At 59.3% G+C, this 17,964-nt stretch carries 20 protein-coding genes and 1 tRNA gene; 7 read left to right on the top strand and 14 right to left on the bottom strand.

Annotated features, from left to right (window positions below; genetic code table 11):
• The 3 genes from ACPYOP_RS09080 to ACPYOP_RS09090 all read right to left on the bottom strand — a co-directional run.
• Positions 1-251: alcohol dehydrogenase catalytic domain-containing protein (locus ACPYOP_RS09080; RefSeq protein ID WP_481410063.1), on the bottom strand; the 251-nt coding region annotated here is incomplete at its 3' end.
• Positions 252-410: 159 nt separating this feature from the next.
• Positions 411-2,420 (bottom strand): acetyl-CoA carboxylase biotin carboxylase subunit, encoded by a 2,010-nt coding sequence (locus tag ACPYOP_RS09085; protein ID WP_481410064.1) that lies wholly within the window; start codon positions 2,418-2,420, stop codon positions 411-413.
• 80 nt (positions 2,421-2,500) lie between these two features.
• Entirely contained in the window at positions 2,501-3,436 is a 936-nt protein-coding gene (locus ACPYOP_RS09090) for a DMT family transporter (protein ID WP_481410065.1), read from the bottom strand.
• Between ACPYOP_RS09090 and ACPYOP_RS09095 the strand changes: the two genes are divergently transcribed.
• Both ACPYOP_RS09095 and ACPYOP_RS09100 read left to right on the top strand, forming a co-directional pair.
• A complete protein-coding gene (locus ACPYOP_RS09095; RefSeq protein ID WP_481410066.1) occupies positions 3,423-3,695 on the top strand; it encodes a hypothetical protein in 273 nt (90 codons plus the stop codon). The genes ACPYOP_RS09090 and ACPYOP_RS09095 overlap by 14 nt on opposite strands.
• Positions 3,655-4,077 carry a helix-turn-helix domain-containing protein gene (locus ACPYOP_RS09100; protein WP_481410067.1) on the top strand — a complete coding sequence of 141 codons (423 nt, stop codon included), beginning with the start codon at positions 3,655-3,657 and terminating at the stop codon, positions 4,075-4,077. The genes ACPYOP_RS09095 and ACPYOP_RS09100 overlap by 41 nt, the downstream gene beginning before the upstream one ends.
• A gap of 82 nt (positions 4,078-4,159) precedes the next feature.
• Here the strand turns inward: ACPYOP_RS09100 and ACPYOP_RS09105 are convergent.
• Positions 4,160-4,244, bottom strand: a tRNA-Leu gene (locus ACPYOP_RS09105).
• Between the two features lie 237 nt (positions 4,245-4,481).
• Here ACPYOP_RS09105 and lipB point away from each other — a divergent pair.
• Positions 4,482-5,198 (top strand): lipoyl(octanoyl) transferase LipB, encoded by a 717-nt coding sequence (gene lipB, locus ACPYOP_RS09110; protein ID WP_481410068.1) that lies wholly within the window; start codon positions 4,482-4,484, stop codon positions 5,196-5,198.
• Positions 5,199-5,687: 489 nt separating this feature from the next.
• On the top strand, positions 5,688-6,323 hold the full coding sequence (locus tag ACPYOP_RS09115) for a hypothetical protein (RefSeq protein ID WP_481410195.1): 636 nt from the start codon (positions 5,688-5,690) through the stop codon (positions 6,321-6,323).
• Positions 6,324-6,487: 164 nt separating this feature from the next.
• Here ACPYOP_RS09115 and ACPYOP_RS09120 read toward each other — a convergent pair whose 3' ends face one another.
• Entirely contained in the window at positions 6,488-6,982 is a 495-nt protein-coding gene (locus ACPYOP_RS09120; protein ID WP_481410069.1) for a peptide deformylase, read from the bottom strand.
• Between the two features lie 450 nt (positions 6,983-7,432).
• On the opposite strand from ACPYOP_RS09120, the gene ACPYOP_RS09125 reads away from it, so the two are divergent.
• Positions 7,433-7,822, top strand: a complete 390-nt coding sequence (locus ACPYOP_RS09125) for a MerR family transcriptional regulator (RefSeq protein WP_199094741.1) — start codon at positions 7,433-7,435, stop codon at positions 7,820-7,822.
• A 22-nt stretch (positions 7,823-7,844) separates the two neighbouring features.
• Here ACPYOP_RS09125 and ACPYOP_RS09130 read toward each other — a convergent pair whose 3' ends face one another.
• The 3 genes from ACPYOP_RS09130 to ACPYOP_RS09140 form a co-directional block, all read right to left on the bottom strand.
• Entirely contained in the window at positions 7,845-8,318 is a 474-nt protein-coding gene (locus tag ACPYOP_RS09130; RefSeq protein WP_481410070.1) for a methyltransferase family protein, read from the bottom strand.
• Between the two features lie 12 nt (positions 8,319-8,330).
• A complete protein-coding gene (locus tag ACPYOP_RS09135) occupies positions 8,331-9,320 on the bottom strand; it encodes a heparan-alpha-glucosaminide N-acetyltransferase (protein WP_481410071.1) in 990 nt (329 codons plus the stop codon).
• A gap of 61 nt (positions 9,321-9,381) precedes the next feature.
• A complete protein-coding gene (locus ACPYOP_RS09140) occupies positions 9,382-10,074 on the bottom strand; it encodes a DUF599 domain-containing protein (RefSeq protein WP_481410072.1) in 693 nt (230 codons plus the stop codon).
• A gap of 198 nt (positions 10,075-10,272) precedes the next feature.
• On the opposite strand from ACPYOP_RS09140, the gene ACPYOP_RS09145 reads away from it, so the two are divergent.
• Both ACPYOP_RS09145 and ACPYOP_RS09150 read left to right on the top strand, forming a co-directional pair.
• A complete protein-coding gene (locus ACPYOP_RS09145) occupies positions 10,273-11,682 on the top strand; it encodes an L-serine ammonia-lyase (RefSeq protein ID WP_481410073.1) in 1,410 nt (469 codons plus the stop codon).
• A gap of 58 nt (positions 11,683-11,740) precedes the next feature.
• A complete protein-coding gene (locus tag ACPYOP_RS09150) occupies positions 11,741-12,175 on the top strand; it encodes a DUF1489 family protein (RefSeq protein WP_481410074.1) in 435 nt (144 codons plus the stop codon).
• 13 nt (positions 12,176-12,188) lie between these two features.
• Here the strand turns inward: ACPYOP_RS09150 and ACPYOP_RS09155 are convergent, their stop codons facing one another.
• The 6 genes from ACPYOP_RS09155 to ACPYOP_RS09180 form a co-directional block, all read right to left on the bottom strand.
• Complete coding sequence (locus ACPYOP_RS09155; RefSeq protein WP_075856917.1) at positions 12,189-12,464, bottom strand: hypothetical protein; 276 nt, start codon at positions 12,462-12,464, stop codon at positions 12,189-12,191.
• A 125-nt stretch (positions 12,465-12,589) separates the two neighbouring features.
• Complete coding sequence (locus tag ACPYOP_RS09160; RefSeq protein ID WP_481410075.1) at positions 12,590-14,080, bottom strand: serine hydrolase; 1,491 nt, start codon at positions 14,078-14,080, stop codon at positions 12,590-12,592.
• A gap of 117 nt (positions 14,081-14,197) precedes the next feature.
• Positions 14,198-14,941, bottom strand: coding sequence for a hypothetical protein (locus tag ACPYOP_RS09165; protein ID WP_481410076.1), 744 nt, complete (start codon positions 14,939-14,941; stop codon positions 14,198-14,200).
• Between the two features lie 350 nt (positions 14,942-15,291).
• Positions 15,292-15,897: a transglutaminase-like cysteine peptidase gene (locus ACPYOP_RS09170; protein ID WP_481410077.1), complete on the bottom strand. Its 606-nt coding sequence runs from the start codon at positions 15,895-15,897 to the stop codon at positions 15,292-15,294.
• A 388-nt stretch (positions 15,898-16,285) separates the two neighbouring features.
• Positions 16,286-17,263: a prolyl aminopeptidase gene (gene pip / locus ACPYOP_RS09175; protein ID WP_481410078.1), complete on the bottom strand. Its 978-nt coding sequence runs from the start codon at positions 17,261-17,263 to the stop codon at positions 16,286-16,288.
• Between the two features lie 57 nt (positions 17,264-17,320).
• Positions 17,321-17,950 (bottom strand): PilZ domain-containing protein, encoded by a 630-nt coding sequence (locus tag ACPYOP_RS09180; RefSeq protein WP_481410079.1) that lies wholly within the window; start codon positions 17,948-17,950, stop codon positions 17,321-17,323.
• Between the last annotated feature and the right edge of the window lie 14 nt (positions 17,951-17,964).

The raw sequence follows: 17,964 nt of genomic DNA on the forward strand, positions 1-17,964 counted from the left end.
ACGTGATCGCCCTTCTTCACCGAAGTCACCCCCGGTCCGACATCGACGACGATGCCGGCGCCCTCATGGCCGAGGATCGCCGGGAACAGGCCCTCCGGATCGGCGCCAGACAGGGTGAAATCATCGGTGTGGCAGATGCCGGTCGCCTTGATCTCGATCAGCACTTCGCCGGCCTTCGGCCCCTCAAGCTGAACCGTCATCACCTCAAGCGGCTTGCCGGCAGCGACCGCTACGGCTGCTCTTACGTCCATGATTTCGTCCCTTCCTGCTGTGATTTGGTCCGCGCGACATTGGCATGGCCGCGCCTCGCGGCTCAAGCCAAAATCAGACACTTAGCGTCGCAATCGCCAGGTTTTAGCCGAACAGCCACCGCGCAGTTTTCCGGAATTCACCCGGATGCTCTGATTTGATCAGGCAAATTCCATGATCACCGCATCGACGGCGAGGCTTTCGCCCGGCTTGGCGTTGATCTTGCCGACGACCAGGTCGCGCTCGGCGCGCAGGACATTTTCCATCTTCATCGCCTCGACAATGGCCAGCGTCTCGCCGGCCTTGACCTCCTGGCCCTCGGCAACGGCAATGGCAACGACCAAGCCGGGCATGGGGCAGAGCAGCAGCTTTGAGGTATCCGGCGGCAATTTGACCGGCATGAGCTTATCGAGTTCGGCCTGTCGCGGGGTGAATATCTTGGTCCTGACGGAAATGCCCTGCCAATCGATGCGCAAACCGTTCAGCACGGTGCGAATCTGGGCGGTCAGCCTGCGGCCGCCTACGGTGCCGACCCAGACGGCATCGCCGGGGCGCCACTCGGTTGCGACAGTCACAGTCTTGCCGCCCACTTGCATATCCATCTCGAAAGGAATGGTCACCACGCCCTCGAGCAGCGCCACCGGCAGATAGTCCGTGCCGAGCTTGACGATCCAGTTTTCCGGTAACGGCCCGGCCACGGGACGCAAGCGATCAGCATAACGTTCGCGGCGGTTGGATTCGATCAGGCTGCAGGAGAGAGCGACTGCGGCAAGAAGCGCGGTCTGGTCCCCATCCAGCGTTACCGACGCGAAGCCGTCGGGATACTCCTCGGCAATGAAGCCGGTGGAGAGGCGGCCCTCGCGCCAGCGCGTATGCTTCATCAGCGCGGAGAGGAACGGCATGTTATGCTCGATGCCGTCGACGACGAAGCCGTCCAAGGCTTCGCCCATCGCTTCGATCGCCTCCAGCCTGGTTGACGCCCAGGTGCAGAGCTTTGCGATCATCGGATCGTAATACATGGAGATCTCGGCACCCTCGAAGACGCCGGTGTCGTTGCGCACGACCGATGTTTCCGTCCTCGTCTCGCGCGGCGGACGATAGCGCGTCAGGCGGCCGATCGAGGGCAGGAAGTTGCGATAGGGATCTTCGGCGTAAAGGCGGCTTTCGACCGCCCAGCCGTTGAGTTTGATATCCGCCTGTTTGAATGGCAGCTTTTCGCCGGCGGCGACGCGGATCATCTGCTCGACGAGGTCGATGCCGGTCACAAGCTCCGTCACGGGATGCTCGACCTGCAGGCGCGTATTCATTTCGAGGAAATAGAAGTTCCTGTCGCGGTCGACGATAAATTCGACGGTGCCGGCGCTTTGATAATCGACGGCCTTGGCAAGCGCCACGGACTGTTCGCCCATGGCCCTGCGCGTCGCTTCATCGAGGAACGGCGAGGGCGCCTCTTCCACAACCTTCTGGTTGCGGCGCTGGATGGAGCATTCGCGCTCACCGAGATGGATGACGTTGCCATGGGCATCAGCCAGCACCTGGATTTCGATGTGCCTGGGATCGACGACGAATTTCTCGATGAAGACTCGGTCGTCGCCGAAGGAGCTTTTTGCCTCCGAACGGGCGCGCTCGAAGCCGTCGCGCACGTCATCCTTGCTCCAGGCGATGCGCATGCCCTTACCGCCGCCGCCGGCAGACGCCTTGATCATGACGGGATAGCCGATCTCGCCAGCGATCCGCTCGGCATGATCGGCGTCATCGATGATGCCGAGATGGCCCGGAACGGTGGAGACCTTGGCGGCATTGGCGAATTTCTTCGATTCGATCTTATCGCCCATGGCCTCGATCGCCTTCGGTTTCGGGCCGATGAAGACGATGCCTTCCTTCTCCAGCGCCGCGCAGAAGGAAGCGCGCTCGGAGAGAAAGCCGTAACCTGGGTGAAGCGCCTCGGCGCCGGTCTCTTTACAAGCGGCGACGATCTTCTCGGCGACGAGATAGCTTTCAGCGGCGGGTGCCGGACCGATATGGACTGATTCGTCGGCCATTTCGACATGCAATGCGTCCCGATCCGCATCGGAATAGACGGCGACCGTCAGGATACCCATCCGGCGCGCGGTCTTGATCACGCGGCAGGCGATCTCGCCGCGATTGGCGATCAGGATTTTCTTGAACATGCAATCTCCGCCCAAATACTCTATTCAGTCAGTGTTTTAGCCATAAATTGCACCATCGGTCCATGCGAAGATATCGGCGCTCACGCGGTTTTTTCCGATCGCGACTGAATGCGTTCCCGCCAGATGATGAAAAGGCCGGAGCTGACAATGATTGATATGCCTATCCATTTGGAAAGATTTGGAAAATCCCCGAAGATCGCATAGCCGAGGACCGTGGCGGAAATGATCTCGAAATATTGGAACGGGGCGAGCAGCGAGAGCGGTGCCAGCCGGAAGGCTCTCACGACAAGCATGTGCGCGTAGCCCGATATCGAGCCCAGAATCAGCAGAAGGATGAGCGCGAGCATAGAGGCGGGCAGGGAAGGCTCGAAATCCGTGATGCCGGCGGATGCTCCCGCAAGCAAGGTCGCCGACATGAACAGCGTGCCCCCAACGCCGGCCATGACCTGCATCGTCAACGGCGAATCCGCCTCGCCGACGGCGCGGTTCATGAACAGATAGAGCGCAAAGAGGAAGGCGCAGGCCACAGGCAGCAGCGCCTTTAGCCCAAAGATCTCGAAACTCGGCTGGATGACGATCATCGCCCCGACGAAGCCGATGACGATCGCCAGCCAGCGTCTCCAGCCGACTTTATCGCCTAGAAACAGAGCTGAAAGAGCCGTCAACATGAAGGGTTCGACGAAATAGATCGCGAAGACATCGGCGAGCGGCATGTATTTGACCGCTGCGAAGAAGAGCAGACTGGCGGCACCATGCAGTGCGCCACGCAGGAGGTTCATCCAGGGGCGCTTTGCCGAGAAGGCCGACTGCCCGGTTGTCGTCACCAGCAGCGGCAGCATGCAGACGATCTGAAAGAAGAAGCGATAGAAGGTCACCTGGCCCGGCGACATGCCTTCGAAGCTCGCCATGTATTTGGCGATTGCATCCATCGTCGGCAGCAGGATCATGGCGCTTGCCATGATCGTCATGCCTCGGAGCGGATTTTGCTGTGCGGAAACGGCGGTGGCAACGATCATGCGTGATCATCAAACACAGGAAGGACATGCAATCAAGGCGCGATCGGACGCCGTTGCAATACGCGAAATAGCCATCGCAAAACGTCGCACTTTTCCATTTGGGACAGATCGCAATGGCGGAATGACGCCCTTAGACCTATCTGTGCCTTCGGAAACGGCTAAAACATACATGCGCCGCACAAAAATTTATCGGCGCAGCCAAGAAAAGGATCGCACCGATGTTCAAACCCGAACAAGAGACGACCGTTTTTTCGGATGAAGGCGACGACACTCTGGGTGGTCGCCTGTCCATGGCTCGCGATGCCGCCGGCATCAGCCTCGAAACATTGGCAAGCCAGCTTGGCGTCAGCGAAGAGACGATGCTTGCCTGGGAATCCGATCGAGCCGAACCAAACCCCTCCGCGCTGGTAAAGATGTCGGCTCTTTTCGATGTTTCCCCGGCCTGGTTGATGACCGGGGCGGGCGATGGTCCGGGAGAGGACAGCGACGAGCGTGCCTTGGAGGCCGTCAGGAACGAGCTTTCGCGACTGCGGACAGCCCACCAGGAAATCGGCAAGCTGATCGAGGCGACCACCCACCAGCTCGAGCGGCTCGATCACCAGATCCGGCTGCGCAACCTCAGCAAGGACGTCGCGCACTGAACCATGGCAGTTCGCCCTGGTCGCGTCGGATTCATAAACGCAGAGATTGAAAACAAAAAACCCGGCCTAAGCCGGGTTCTTTTGGTGCGGTCGAGAAGACTCGAACTTCCACGGGTTGCCCCACAGCGACCTCAACGCTGCGCGTCTACCAATTCCGCCACGACCGCATCGTGGTAGCCCGGATTGCTCCGGCGCGGCTGCATGTAGCAAAAGCATTCGGGGGGCACAAGAGCGATGTGTCAGTTTTTTTAAATTCCTTCACAGCTCCTCCGATCGTATCGGTCCGGATGCGGTGGAAACGCCGTAGATGTTTGAATTCCCGCCCGAATAGCGCCATATGTGGACAACTCGTCGGCGCGCTGGATTTCCACATGAGCGGCCTGCGGCACGCAAAGGACTGCCATATGCTTCGCACCGAACTTTCTCACCAGATGTTTCCCGTTCACGGCACGCCGCCTGTTCGCTGGCGCATCAGCGATGGCCTCGTGCCTTATGAAGAGGCCGTTGCCACGATGGAGGCGGAAGTCGCTGATATCGCCGAGGGGCGGGCGCCGGAGCTCGTCTGGCTGGTGGAACATCCGCCGCTCTATACCGCGGGCACGAGCGCCGATGCCGCCGATCTCATCGAGCCGGATCGTTTTCCGGTATTCGCGACTGGACGCGGCGGCGAATATACCTATCACGGGCCGGGCCAGCGCGTGGCCTATGTCATGCTGGACCTGAAGTGTCGGCGGCAGGATATCCGCGCCTTCGTCGGCGCGCTTGAAGAAGTCATCATTCGTACGCTCGAATCGATGAATGTGCGCGGCGAGCGGCGCGAGGATCGAGTCGGAGTGTGGGTCAGGCGGCCGGAAAAGCCGGTGCTGCCTGACGGCACCGTGGCGGAAGACAAGATCGCGGCCCTCGGCATCCGGGTGCGTAAATGGGTGACGTTTCACGGTCTTTCGCTGAATGTCGATCCCGACCTCGGCCATTTCACCGGCATCATCCCCTGTGGGATTTCTGCTTACGGCGTCACCAGCCTCGTCGATCTCGGCCTGCCGGTCATGATGACCGATGTCGACATCCGCCTTCGCGACGCCTTCGAGCAGGTCTTCGGGCAGACGGTCAACGACGCGTAAGACCGATTCCCAGGCGCATTCACTCGATTCGAGGCAGCTATTCCGATTTCAGCGTCGAAGCGTGGCGGAATCGAACAGTCTGCTGGGGATCTCACCGCACGGCATACCAGCCAAGAAAAATGCCCTGGAAGGGAGAGCATCCAGGGCATAGAGAGGGGAACTGCCAGGAAAAGAGTAGGGCGACATGGCCGCACTTCAAGGCCCGGATCTTATGATAGGTTGTATCGCGCCCACAATCGTTTCCATCTACAGCGTGATATCGGCCATTGCGGGCTAGTAGTTTCACGTTCAATGCCATTGCAGCCCAAACGCATCGCTGGCCAGCGAGTGAGATAACCGGGTGCCATTATGCCATATCGGCACCTCCGCCTTATCTACCTCCGGGTGAATCCGGCAGGCTCCAGAACTGCCATCGGCGATTGTCGATCCTGCCAAGTCTCTCTTTTTGATGGCTATTTTTGTACAGTTTGCGTTCATGTTCGTCCGCATATGGTGTTTCCCGTCGCCCCAGAAATCGCGCGTCGATTGACAATCGATAGGGACGATACGATTAATAGTTTCGACATTCGTCATAGAGCGGAGGAAATGCCAATGACTAGTCGTGCCATTCTGTTGATGTCTTTTGCGTCTCTTGCAGTTGTAGGCTCGATGGGCCTCGCTTCTTCGGCTTCTGCGCTAACCATGAAAGAGTGCAGCGCCAAATACCAGGCGGCCAAGACCGCTGGTACCTTGAACGGCCAGAAGTGGAATGACTTCCGCACGACGCAGTGCAGCGCCGATGCCAGCGCCACCACGACGGCACCGGCAGCTACCGCACCGGCTACGACGACGCCTGCCAAGCCAGCGAAGACGACCGCTGCCGCCAAGGTAGACGCCAACGAGCCCGATGCCACGAAGCCGCCGGCAAGCGAGCCGGCAAAGCCGACGACGGCTGCTCCAGCCGGCGTAACCTTCCCGGCAAAGATCGACGCGAAATATGCCAGTGAGACGCCAGGCAAGGGCCGTTTCCACACCTGCGTCGATGCGTATAATGCCGCCAAGACCAGCAATTCGCTCGGCGGCCTGAAGTGGATCCAGAAGGGCGGCGGCTATTACAGCCTCTGCAATTCCAAGCTCAAGGGCTGATTGCGGATCCAACCTCTTGCAGAACGGGCGCCTTCTTGGCGCCCGTTTCGTTTTAGAGCATTTCCAGGAAAAGTGCGCAGCGGTTTTCCGTCCGGAATGCGTAAAGAAACAAGAACATAGAGCGTTTTCGCGATTCGAAGAAAAGCGGAAATGCTCTGGCGATATCAGTCGCGCGTCTTTTCCCATTTCTTTACAAGGCGATCGCGCTTGAGCTTCGAAAGCCGCTGAAGCCAGAAAATGCCGTCCAACTGGTCGATTTCGTGCTGAATGCAGATGGCGAGAAAATCATTCGCCTCCGCTTCATGCACCTCGCCAGAGATATCCTGATAGCGAAAGCGGATCGATTTGGGCCTGACGATTTCTTCGGTCGCTCCGGGCATGGAAACGCTGCCTTCCGTCTGCCGCATGGTCTCTTCCGAGAACCAAAGAATCTCCGGATTGATATAGATGCGCACGCCATCCTCGCGGCTGAGTTCGATCACGACCACCCGCTTGAGCACACCGATATGCGGGCCGGTGATGCCGACACCGGGAGCGGCGCGCATGGTATCCAGCAGGTCATTGATGAGAATTCGCAGATCGTTGTCGAAAACGGTCACCCGGGTGCAGGCGGTGCGCAGCAGCGGATCGGGAAAACGGATGATGGGGCGGGCGGGCACGGCGCTCTCTATCGGATGGAAGGACTTTGCAGACAGCCAGGATAAGGCCAACGCCAACGCGGCGGCAACGCCACAGTCTCGCCAGCTCCACACCCTTTAGGAACTTTCTCGATTATCCAATTGTTTTACATCGGTTTTAAGCAGTTGTAAGCGGGGTGTATCAAGCATAGCTCCTCGGAGCAGGATGACGCTTGCTGGCGCGCGGGGACGCGATCATTGTATCGTTGTATTGAGGCGTTTCACATTGCCGCTATATCGATTCGGGAGGAAGTCTAGGGGACACTTAATTTTGCGACCGCTGCCATCGAATTTGGCTGGTATTTCGTTCTCCCTGGTCTTGCGAGCTGAGAATTGTGGTGCATTTTTGGGCTGGGACGGGCTGTAAACCCATGAAAATTGACTATTACGTAAAAGTCAATATTATGTTGGTCAGCAGATAGGGGCGGATTCTTGGTCGACGGATATTATAGCATAACGGAGCTTACTCGGGAATTCGGGGTTTCGACCCGGACGTTGAGGTTTTATGAGGACGAGGGTCTCATTCAACCTGAGCGCAAGGGGCGCACGCGCCTGTTCCGGCCCGCCGACCGGCGCCTCATCGCCGAAATCCTCCGTGGCCGCCGCATCGGCTTCACCATCGCTGAAATCCGCGAGATCATTCAGGTCTACAAGGAGCCACCGGGCGAGATCGGCCAGCTGAAGCTGCTGATGAAGCGTGTCGATGAAAAACGCGACGAACTGCGCCAGAAGCGCAAGGATATCGACGATACGCTGAGCGAACTCGACAATGTCGAAGAGGCTTGTCTCGGACGTCTCGCCGAAATCGGCGTCGGGACCTGATCGTGGGCTAGCCGCCAGCGCCCTATAGCCAGCGGCGCGTATGCTTGCAGTAAAACTCGAATTCGCAGCCGAAGCGCGACAGGAGATGCATCTCCTCGCAGCGGATGACGAGCAGTGTCGTCAAAGCGGCCGCTGCTGCCGCCATCGCCACAAACCATAAATTGCCGATCATCATGCCCAGCCCCGCCGTCAGCAAGGTATAGCCGAGATAGGTCGGGTTGCGGGTGAAGCGAAAAGGGCCTGTGGTGACGAGATGCGCGCTGCAGCGTTGAGTGAGGACCGTAGTTTGTCTTTCCACCAGCGTCTTGACGGCCCAGACATTCAGCGTCACCGCGAAGGCGGTGAGAAGCGCGCCGACGGCCCATGAGGCGAGTGCCCAGATGAAGGGCAAGGGCAATGGGTACCAGCGTTGGAGACAAAGCGCGGCAATGACGGCAAGGCTATAGAGCAGCGGCGGCCACGGAAAACTCAGCGACTTCGAACGATAGGCATTCATGGAATAACCCTGTCATTGCGCTTCATCCGTGCATTGTATCGCGATTCGGCTTACGCGTTCATCGCTATCTGCTTTGATCGCTCCGGATTGCAAGGGTTTGAAGAGATCCTGGGCCTGCAACTTGTCGAGCGTGCATTGGCAGAAGCTGCGGCACATGGTTTCCGTGCCCGAGTGCGTGCAGGAGGCAACGCATTGCCTGATGTAGCCGACCGTCGGATCCTGCGGCGGCGCCGGCGCGACCAACGACAGGAGATAGACGAGGCTGAACAGGACAGGCTGGTGGACCAGATAGACGATCAGGCTGTGGCGGCCGGCGCGTGCGATTAGATTGCGGCCGGGGCCGAATTTCGCCAGATGATCGAGCCAGCCGAACGATATGGCCAATTGCGCCATGCCGAGACCGAACAGGAATGGCGTCAGCCATGGAAAAAGCGGCACATAGTCGTTCGAGCGCTGAATGTTTTCCGAGAGCCCGACCCACCAGAGCCATGGCGCATCGAAAAAGCTCGAATGCAGCGATAAGGGTGCAATGACATTGTCGATGACGATGCCGACCGTCAGCAAGGTTGCAATGAGAAGGGTAACGAAGGCCGGCAGCCGCAGGAACAGCAGGCCGACGAGGCTTGCCGCCGCGATACTGTGCAGGATGCCGAAGAATATCCATTCGTCGCGCATGCCGATGAAGGTGACGAGCGAAATCGCCACAGCCGCAGCGACGATCATGGTCATCCGTCGCCAATAGGGGCGCCAGCGAATCTCCGGCGTATTGGCGAGTACGAGGCTGAAGCCGGCCAGGAACAGGAAGGTGCTGGCGATGACGCGGGCATAGAGCTTCAGCCAGCCCGTTTCAGCCGTGCCGGAATCGAGATAGCCGAAGAACTCGAAATCCCAGGTGCAATGGTAGCTTGCCATCGCCAGAAGGGCGAGGCCGCGCGCCGTATCCAGAATGCCGATGCGAGGCGTCTTTCGAGGTGTGTCCGCGCTCTCGGCAATGGCGGCCATTAGGAAGTCCTTCCAGGCATGAACTTAGATCTTGCGCGCCGGTTGAGCCGGCGCGGCCTTGTCATGGCATATCGGCATCCATGATGGCCAGACGGGCATCGGAAAAAAACTGTCGGCGGATCAGCACGATGATGATGAAGATGGTCGTGCCCATGAAGACATAGGGGCTGAGGAACCAGCCGAGGTAACCGATGGATAGAAAGATTGCCCGCAGGCCGGCATTGAAATTACGTGCCGCGATGATGTTCATGCGCACCACGCGCTCCGCCGCCCGTTCGGCGCCGAGCGGATCGAGCATGGCTTCCTCGCGCATCGGCAACGAGCCGAAAAGGATGGTGCAATAGTTGAACAGACGATAGGCCCAGCCAAATTTGAAGAAGGCATAGCCGAACAAGCAAGCCAGTCCCGCCACCTTGATCTCGAAAGCGGTGCGGCCGCCATTGAGTATGAACGGCAGGTCGGAAAAGAAGGCGTTGACCTTGTCAGTGGCGCCGAGGAGGGCGAAACAGCTGCCGATGGCGAAGATCGAGGTGGATGCGAAGAACCCGGTACCATTCTGCAGGCCGGAGAGGATCTGAGTATCGATCATCTTCAGATCGCGGCGCAATGAATTGTAGATCCACTCTCGCCGGCGCTCGTTCATCGCTAGCGTCAGGCTGGTGCGATTGAAAAAGCGGGCACTGGTGGTAATCCAGTTCAGCGCGATCCAGAGAAAGATGAACAGGGCGAGGGCGACATGGTCGGCAGTCGTCATAAAGGCAGATTCTCCAGATCAATCCGATGTGGACTGTAGCGCAGCCCCGGCGGTGCGCAATGGCCTTCTGTTTGCTTCCCCGAATGCCTATATGTAATGTCGCTGCCATGAAATCCGATGTCGGCCAATCGCCGTGCAAGCTTGCTCCGATAGCGTAGCCTTGCCGGAAATCGATTTGCCTGGAGGCACCAAAGGTCCATGTTTCTTTCAGTTTTCGATGTGTTCAAGATCGGTGTGGGACCGTCCAGCTCGCATACGATGGGGCCGATGTCAGCCGCCAATCGCTTCCTGGACCTGCTGCTGTCGAATGAATGGCCGCGCCCATCATCAAATGTGCACGTCACTTCCATCAAGGTCAGCCTGCATGGTTCGCTGGCCCATACGGGCATCGGGCATGGCACCGGCAGGGCGGTCATTCTCGGCCTGATGGGCGAAAAGCCTGACAGCGTCGATCCAGATCATATGGATGGCATCATCGACGAGGTCGAGCGCAGCGGGCGCATTACGCCGCCGGGCCATCCTGCTTATGAATTCCAGCCCAAGACCGATCTGATCTTTGACAAAAAGGTGCCGCTACCCGGCCATGCCAACGGCATGAGCTTCTCCGCCTTCGACAAGGACGACCGCCTTCTCTTGAAGCGCATTTACTACTCCGTCGGCGGCGGCTTCGTCGTCACCGATACGGAACTGGAGCAGATGAAGGCCGATAGGAAAAAGCCGGCGGCCGCAGGCGAGCGCATTCCTTTCCCCTTTGCCAGTGCCAAGCAGATGCTCGAAATGTCCGAGCGCTCCGGCCTCTCGATCGCGCAGATGAAGCGCGCCAATGAAGAGACGCGCATGAGCGCCGAGGAGCTGGATGCCGGTCTCGACCGGATCTGGGCGGCCATGAGCAGCTGTATCGATCGCGGCCTCAAGGTCGACGGCATCATGCCCGGCGGCCTGAAAGTGCGCCGGCGCGCACGCGCCATCCATGACAAGCTGCAGGAAGAATGGCGCAGCAACCGCATCAATCCGCTCCTCGCCAACGATTGGCTGAGCGTTTACGCCATGGCGGTCAACGAAGAGAATGCGGCCGGTGGGCGCGTAGTGACAGCGCCGACCAACGGTGCTGCGGGCGTCATCCCGGCAACCATCCGCTACTATCAGCATTTCCACGAGGACTGGGACCAGGACGGCATTCGCAATTACCTGCTGACGGCAGCCGCTGTCGGCGGCATCATCAAGCACAATGCCTCGATTTCCGGTGCCGAAGTCGGCTGTCAGGGCGAGGTGGGTTCGGCGGCGGCCATGGCGGCTGCAGGACTTGCGGCAGTGATGGGCGCAACGCCGGAGCAGATCGAAAACGCCGCGGAAATCGCGCTGGAACATCACCTCGGCATGACCTGCGACCCGATCGCCGGCCTGGTGCAGGTGCCGTGCATCGAGCGAAACGCCCTCGGCGCGGTCAAGGCGGTCACCGCCGCCTCGCTCGCCATCAAGGGCGACGGCCAGCATTTCGTACCGCTCGACGCCTGCATCGAGACGATGCGTCAGACCGGCTACGACATGAGCGAAAAATACAAGGAAACCTCGACCGGCGGCCTTGCTGTGAATGTCGTGGAATGCTGAGTGTGGACGCCTGATCTAAAAGCTTGACGCTGCCGGCCAAAAGGACTTCAACGGCACCATGGCTTTGCATCTCATCAAACTATGCGTCGGCGCGGATTCGATCGAGGATCTGCGCGAATGGGTGTCCGAGCGGGCGATGAACGCCATTGCCGCCGGACTGGAGCCGCACACGACCCATACGACACGCATGGTGCCGAAACGGATCGAGGAGCTGCTGGATGGCGGCTCGCTCTATTGGGTGATCAAGGGACAGGTGCAGGCAAGGCAGAAGCTTCTCGGGATTGAGACCTTCACCGACGCGGACGGTATTCACCGCTGCCGGCTTATTCTCGATCCGAGCGTCATCGAAACCACCGGCCAGCCTCGGCGTCCGTTTCAGGGCTGGCGTTATCTGCCGCAGGACGATGTGCCCCGCGACCTAGACAGCTTAGGCGCCGCCGCCGAGTTGCCCGCCGATCTCAGGCGGGAACTCTCTGAACTCGGATTGCTTTAGGCCAGGCGGCTGCTCAGCGCAGCCGCATCATGATCGGCGCGCGGCCGGTCGGCGCGGTGATGTGCAGATGAATATGCGCTTCCGGCTGCGAGTAGCGCCAGGCGCGTGCGCCATGGCAGAGCAGGATGCCGATCAGATCTTTCGTCTTGTTGCGCGAGCGCGAACGGCTGAGACCGAGGTCCGCCAGTCGCATCGCCGCTTCATGCAGCGGATGAAGAGCAAAGCTCTTCTGTTTCATCTTGCCCCCGCTATCGAGCGAGAAACCGGGAAAGTTCTCGTTCATTGCCATTTCAAAACCCCGTACACGTTACAAACTCAGGGCCGGCCCGTTTGACATTCGGGACCGGAAAGCCGGGCGAGACACTAAGCCCGGCCAATCTGCGAACCATGCGGCGCGAAAATCGCGGACGCATTCTATTCCATGCTTGCCCAGCACTTCACGCCGGCGCGCTTGAGCGCCTTGCAGGCATTGAGTGCCGCGCTCTGATCTTCAAAGCCGCCGAAGCGGGCGCGATAGCCGCCATCGAAGGCGACCGCGTAAGGCTTGGCCGCGCGAAGCGCCTTGCCACCCTTGCTCTTCGCCGTATCGAGCAGGTCGCTCGCGCCGTTCTTGCTCGATGAAACGCCGATCTGAACGACCCAGCCGGCAGGCTCACGCTCGGCTTTGGCGGCCTTTGCCACCTTTTCAGATTTCTCGGCCGGCTGCAGCTTGGCCAGCTTGGTATCGGCCTTGGTCGTCGATGCCGTCGTTACTGTATCGATTTCGTCCTCATCGCCGTCGTCCGAAGATGCCGCGGACGCAACCTCTTCGGAAGCGGGACGCTGAACGGGTTTCGCCGACAGCAATGGATTGCTGGATTGAGGCGTCACCGCCGCAAAGGCGGCCGCGCTGGATGGATGCGTATCGGTGGCTTCAGCCGTCTCGTCGTTCTTGATTTTCGCACGGCTTATATCGGCCATGCGCGCGCTGGCAGCCTGGAGATTGGGCGCTGCGGCCGGCGCCTGCGCGATAACGTTCGAAGGGATATGTTTCGTCGATGCGACAGGCAGATATTCCGCGATCAGCTTGCGCATCTGATTGTCACGGGCAGGCGTCGAGGCGCCGCCGAGGACGACACCGACGATGGAGCGCCCATCGATCTTCACCGAGGTCGCAAGATTATAGCCAGCCGCGCGGGTATACCCGGTCTTGATGCCGTCGACGCCCCGCACGGAGCCGATCAAACGGTTGTGGCCGGGAATGGTGCGGTTGCCGAGACGGAAGCTCGTTTCGGAGAAGAAGCCGTAATATTGCGGGAAATGTTCGCGCAGAGCCACACCAAGGCGGGCTTGATCACGCGCGGTCGTCATCTGCGCGGTATTAGGCAGGCCGTTCGGATTGCGGTAGGTCGTGCGCGTCATGCCGAGCGCGCGCGCCTTGTCGTTCATCAACCGGGCAAAGCCTTCCTCCGAGCCGCCGAGCATTTCGCCAAGTCCCATGGCGGCGTCATTGGCGGATTTGGTGACGATGCCGAGAATCGCCTCGCGCACGGTCACAGAATGGCCGGCGCCAATCCCAAGCTTCGTCGGCGCCTGGGCTGCGGCATTCCTGGAGAAGACGACGGGAGTATCGAGAGTGATGCGTCCGGCCTCCAGCGCCTCGAAGGTCAGATAGACCGTCATCATCTTGGTCAAGGAGGCGGGATAGTGGAGCGTGTCGGCGTTTTCGCTGTAGAGGACATTCCCGGTATTCGCATCAATGACGATGCCTGCATATTTCGTACCGGCGGCATTCGCATCGACTGTCACGGCGATCGTTGCCGTCGCGATGGAAAAGCCAAGAAGCGCTCTCGCCAGAATCTTACCGGTTTGAGACGACGAAACGGAAAGAATTGATCTGGGCACTAAATCACTCTCTGCTTGCATTTACATTCTCGATGATCCGGCCGCTGCCTCCGTGAACGCCCGTTGCGTTCGACAGTAGGAGCTTAGCGTTACCAATCGGTTTATGATGAACAGTTGGTTTCAAGTTTTTGCGCCATTTTAGCGGCCGGCCGCGGCTGTTGCAGTGACGTCAGCCTTATCCACAAGGCGCGCCCTGATGAAATTCTGGACAGCGGCGTCCATGGCGCGCCAATCCCCGAGTTGATTGCTGGAAAAGCGGTAAAGGACGCTCAAATCCTTGCCGAGCTTGACATCTCGCTGGCAGTCTCCGCTCGTTGCCAGAGCCGGCGAGGCGGGAAGGAGGCAGCGAACGACATAATCGGATTCGCCGGGACGCGGCGCGGTCAGAAGCGCTTCGCCGTTATAGCCGGCATCCGCCCGCAGACGATGTGTCGTCAGACCAAAGGGACCGGCATAGGCGGTACCCTCCATCAATTGCGAATAGATAGGCTCCAGCCTGCCCGACATATCGCGGGACATCGTGCTCTGGCTGATCTGCAGGAAGATCAGTGACGACGACTGCGAGATATCATCGAAGCGCAGCCGATCCGCCTCGCTATAACCCTGCATCTGCGGCCAAGTCAGGTAGAGGTCGATGCGCTCGGCGGTGCCGTCCACGCGCTCGCTCGGGAAGCGGATCGTGTTCGCAGCCAAATGCAAGGCATCGTCGCCGATCGTGACGGAGATGGGCTTGGCATCGGTCGTGTGACCGGCCAGCGATATTTTCTCGCCGAGCCAGTGACCGCCGATCGATATGGCAACGGTAAAGGCCGCCAGGACGGCAACGCCTGCCGTCAGCCGATAAACCAAACCGCTTGAAATCAGCGGCCTTTCTTCAATCATTGAGGCGGATGACAGAGGAGGAGCCATGCTGTTGCCTTCATTTCCTTCCGCTCCGGCCGCCATCGTCGATGGCAAGCCGCACAGCGCCTGACTTCATGAGTCTCGTTGGAAACGATGATTGGCGCCATGATGGTTAATCGGCGGTTAATTATACGTCGCCAGCCATGCCAACGGCGCGGTTAAATTTGCAGGAAATTATCCGCACCCGCCTTGAGGGCGCTGCTCAATAAGAAAGAGCCGTTCCCCGGGACAGTGGGAACGGCTCAAAGGCACCGGTCTGGACAGAATTCAGGGGACGAGACCGGGCCTTAGACTTCGACCATCGACGCCGACGATCGTATCTGGAAGGCTTACTTCAAGCTGCCGACTGCGACGGCGCGGCCATCCTGTATCTTGACCCAGCGGGCCGGATCGTCAGCGGATTGACGCTTGAGGAAGGTGTATTCGGTCTCGGACCAGAGCTTTACCTTGTTGCGCATGTTGTCGAGCACGAAATCGCCGCGATCGGTGCGAACCGTCAGAACGGCATGGCCTTCGCCGTTCGGCTGCAGCACGACGGTCATCAGCAGATCGGAGGGCGAGAAGCCGGCATCGATCAGTTGCTTGCGCTTCAGCAGAGCGAAATCCTCGCAATCGCCGGCGGTCGTGGGGATCGCCCATTTCTCTTCGACGCCATAAAGTTCCATGTCGGTCACCGGCTTGATCGTCGTGTTGACGGTATAGTTGACCTTCAGGATCGTCTTCCAGCTGTCCTGCGTGAGGATGATCGGACCGGCATCACCGCCTGCAAAGACGCATTCCTGCGGATTTTCCTTGCAGAACTCATAGTGCCCGATCGGAGGAGCCGCATCGCCGGTGATCGTCATATTGGCGGGTGCTGCCTGAGCGAGACCGAAGAAGCCAAGAGTGGCGAATATCAATGCGGCGCAGCCGCGAATTGCGAGTTGAAAGTTCATGTCCCTGTCCCTTTTTTATTGGGATCAGAATGACACGCATGTTTTTATCCGGCGCAAAATTACGTAGTCAAATTAAGGGCTTAGTTTATTCAAATCCAGATCAAACTTTCATAAAACACGCAGAAAACTTGATTCAAGTTCGCGGAAAATTCGATTAAAATTTGAGTGATTTCGGTATTGGATGCGGGAAGGCCAAATCCCGTATCGTGCCGCGCTGAAAGGATTTCCCGAAACGGATTTCTTAACATCGCGGGGCTGCTTTCGACGGAAAGCGTGCCACAACGAAACATGGTAATCGTGCGGACACCCTGTCGCGGTGCTGAAAGCGGCCTTGCATGGCCGGACGTGTCGCATTTTGAGAAAGCCGGCTCAAAAATATTTTTGATATTTATCGCTTGAAATCGCTGCGAAGGCCGTCGGTCGCACGAACGATCGCGGTGGCCATTTCGGCGACTGCGGGCGAGTGGGCAGCATTCGCGACGATCACCAGCTTCGCCGCCGGCCAAGCCTGGGACAATTCCCAGGCGGTGACGAGCGGTGCCTCCAAATCCAGCCGTCCCTGGATCATCGTGCAGGGGATGCCGGCAAGCCGATGGATATCACGCAGGATTTGCCGATCCTCCAGCCAGGCCAGATGATGAAAATAGTGAGTGATGATCCGTGCCCGCGCCGTCAGATAGCGTTGATCGGACCAGCGCGGCGACAGGGTCGCGCGCGGATCGACCAGGATCGAGGCGGCTTCCCATTCGTGCCAGTCCCTGGCGGCTTTCACATGGATCGCGGGGTCCGGATCGCATAGAAGGCGAGAGTAAGCGGCCACCAGATCGCCATCGCGATCCTCTTGTGGCACTGCAGCCCGAAAGCGCGCCCATTCCTGGGGAAAGAAACGGCTAAGTCCGCGATAAAGCCAATCTATTTCGGATTGTCTCGTCATCGTTATTCCAACGAGCAGCAAGGCTTCGACGCGATGCGGATGGGTTTCGGCATAGATCAGCGCAAGCGTGCAGCCCCAGGAATTGCCGAATACGATCCAGCGTTCGACACCGAGCTTCAACCGCAACTGCTCGATATCGGCAATGGAATGCCATGTGGTGTTGGCCGAGAGATCGATCGCCGGTTCCGATGCATGCGGGAGACTGCCACCGCAGCCGCGTTGGTCGAACTGAATGAGCCGGTAGTGTTGCGGGTCGAAATAGCATCGCGTTCCGGCGGAGCTGCCGGATCCCGGGCCGCCGTGCAGGACGAGGACAGGGATCCCGTCAGGATTGCCTGATAGCATCCAGTAAATCCGCTGGCCGTCGCCGACGTCAAGCAGGCCTTCATCGAAGGGAGTTATGTCCGGATAGAGCATTTTTCCGCCACGCATCGAGGGAAGGACTCGCGTCGCTGTTTCGCCACGCGGCGTGACAGGAGGATGACAGTATCAGAGAAATTCGCGCAGGGTTTCGCGCGACTGCAGGGAGAGGAACTCGATCGCCACGCCCTCCATGAAATGTCGCACGACGCGGCCACGCATGTTGCCAAGCCGTACCGGTGTCCCAATTGTCGGGCGTACCTCGACGTCGACGGCGGCGCCCGAAAGCGAGAGGTCCATGATGCGGCATACATATTGCGTGCCGTCATCGAGAGTGAGTGCGCTGCGCGCATCGCGCGGCGTCAGGCGGTCGTGACGTCGATCTTCCGGCAGGCCAAGCTCATGCTTGTTGGCAAGCCAGGTCAGCTGAGCGGCGAGCTTTTCACGCTTCCGCTCGGTCGCGTTGATCGACATGCTGAAACCACGGCCGTCAACGGCAACGACATTGCCCTCGACGCGGCCAAGATGGTCGATATAGGCGATGACTCGCTCGTCGGCGCGCGGACGTCCCACGCAGGTGACATAGAGATCGCCCGGCGACATCTCCGTCACCAGGCACTCGAATTCCTCGTAATTGGCCAGCATCAGGCGGCCCTGCATGTTGATCGGAACCCGCTGAAAGGTCCGTTGATCACCGCGGACGGCGTTGCCTGCCAACTGGTTGGGCCGCGTCGCTTGGGCCGGTTGGAACGAGTGCATGGAAGCGTCTTGAA

Source organism: Rhizobium sp. KNZ2-6A (assembly GCF_056755475.1).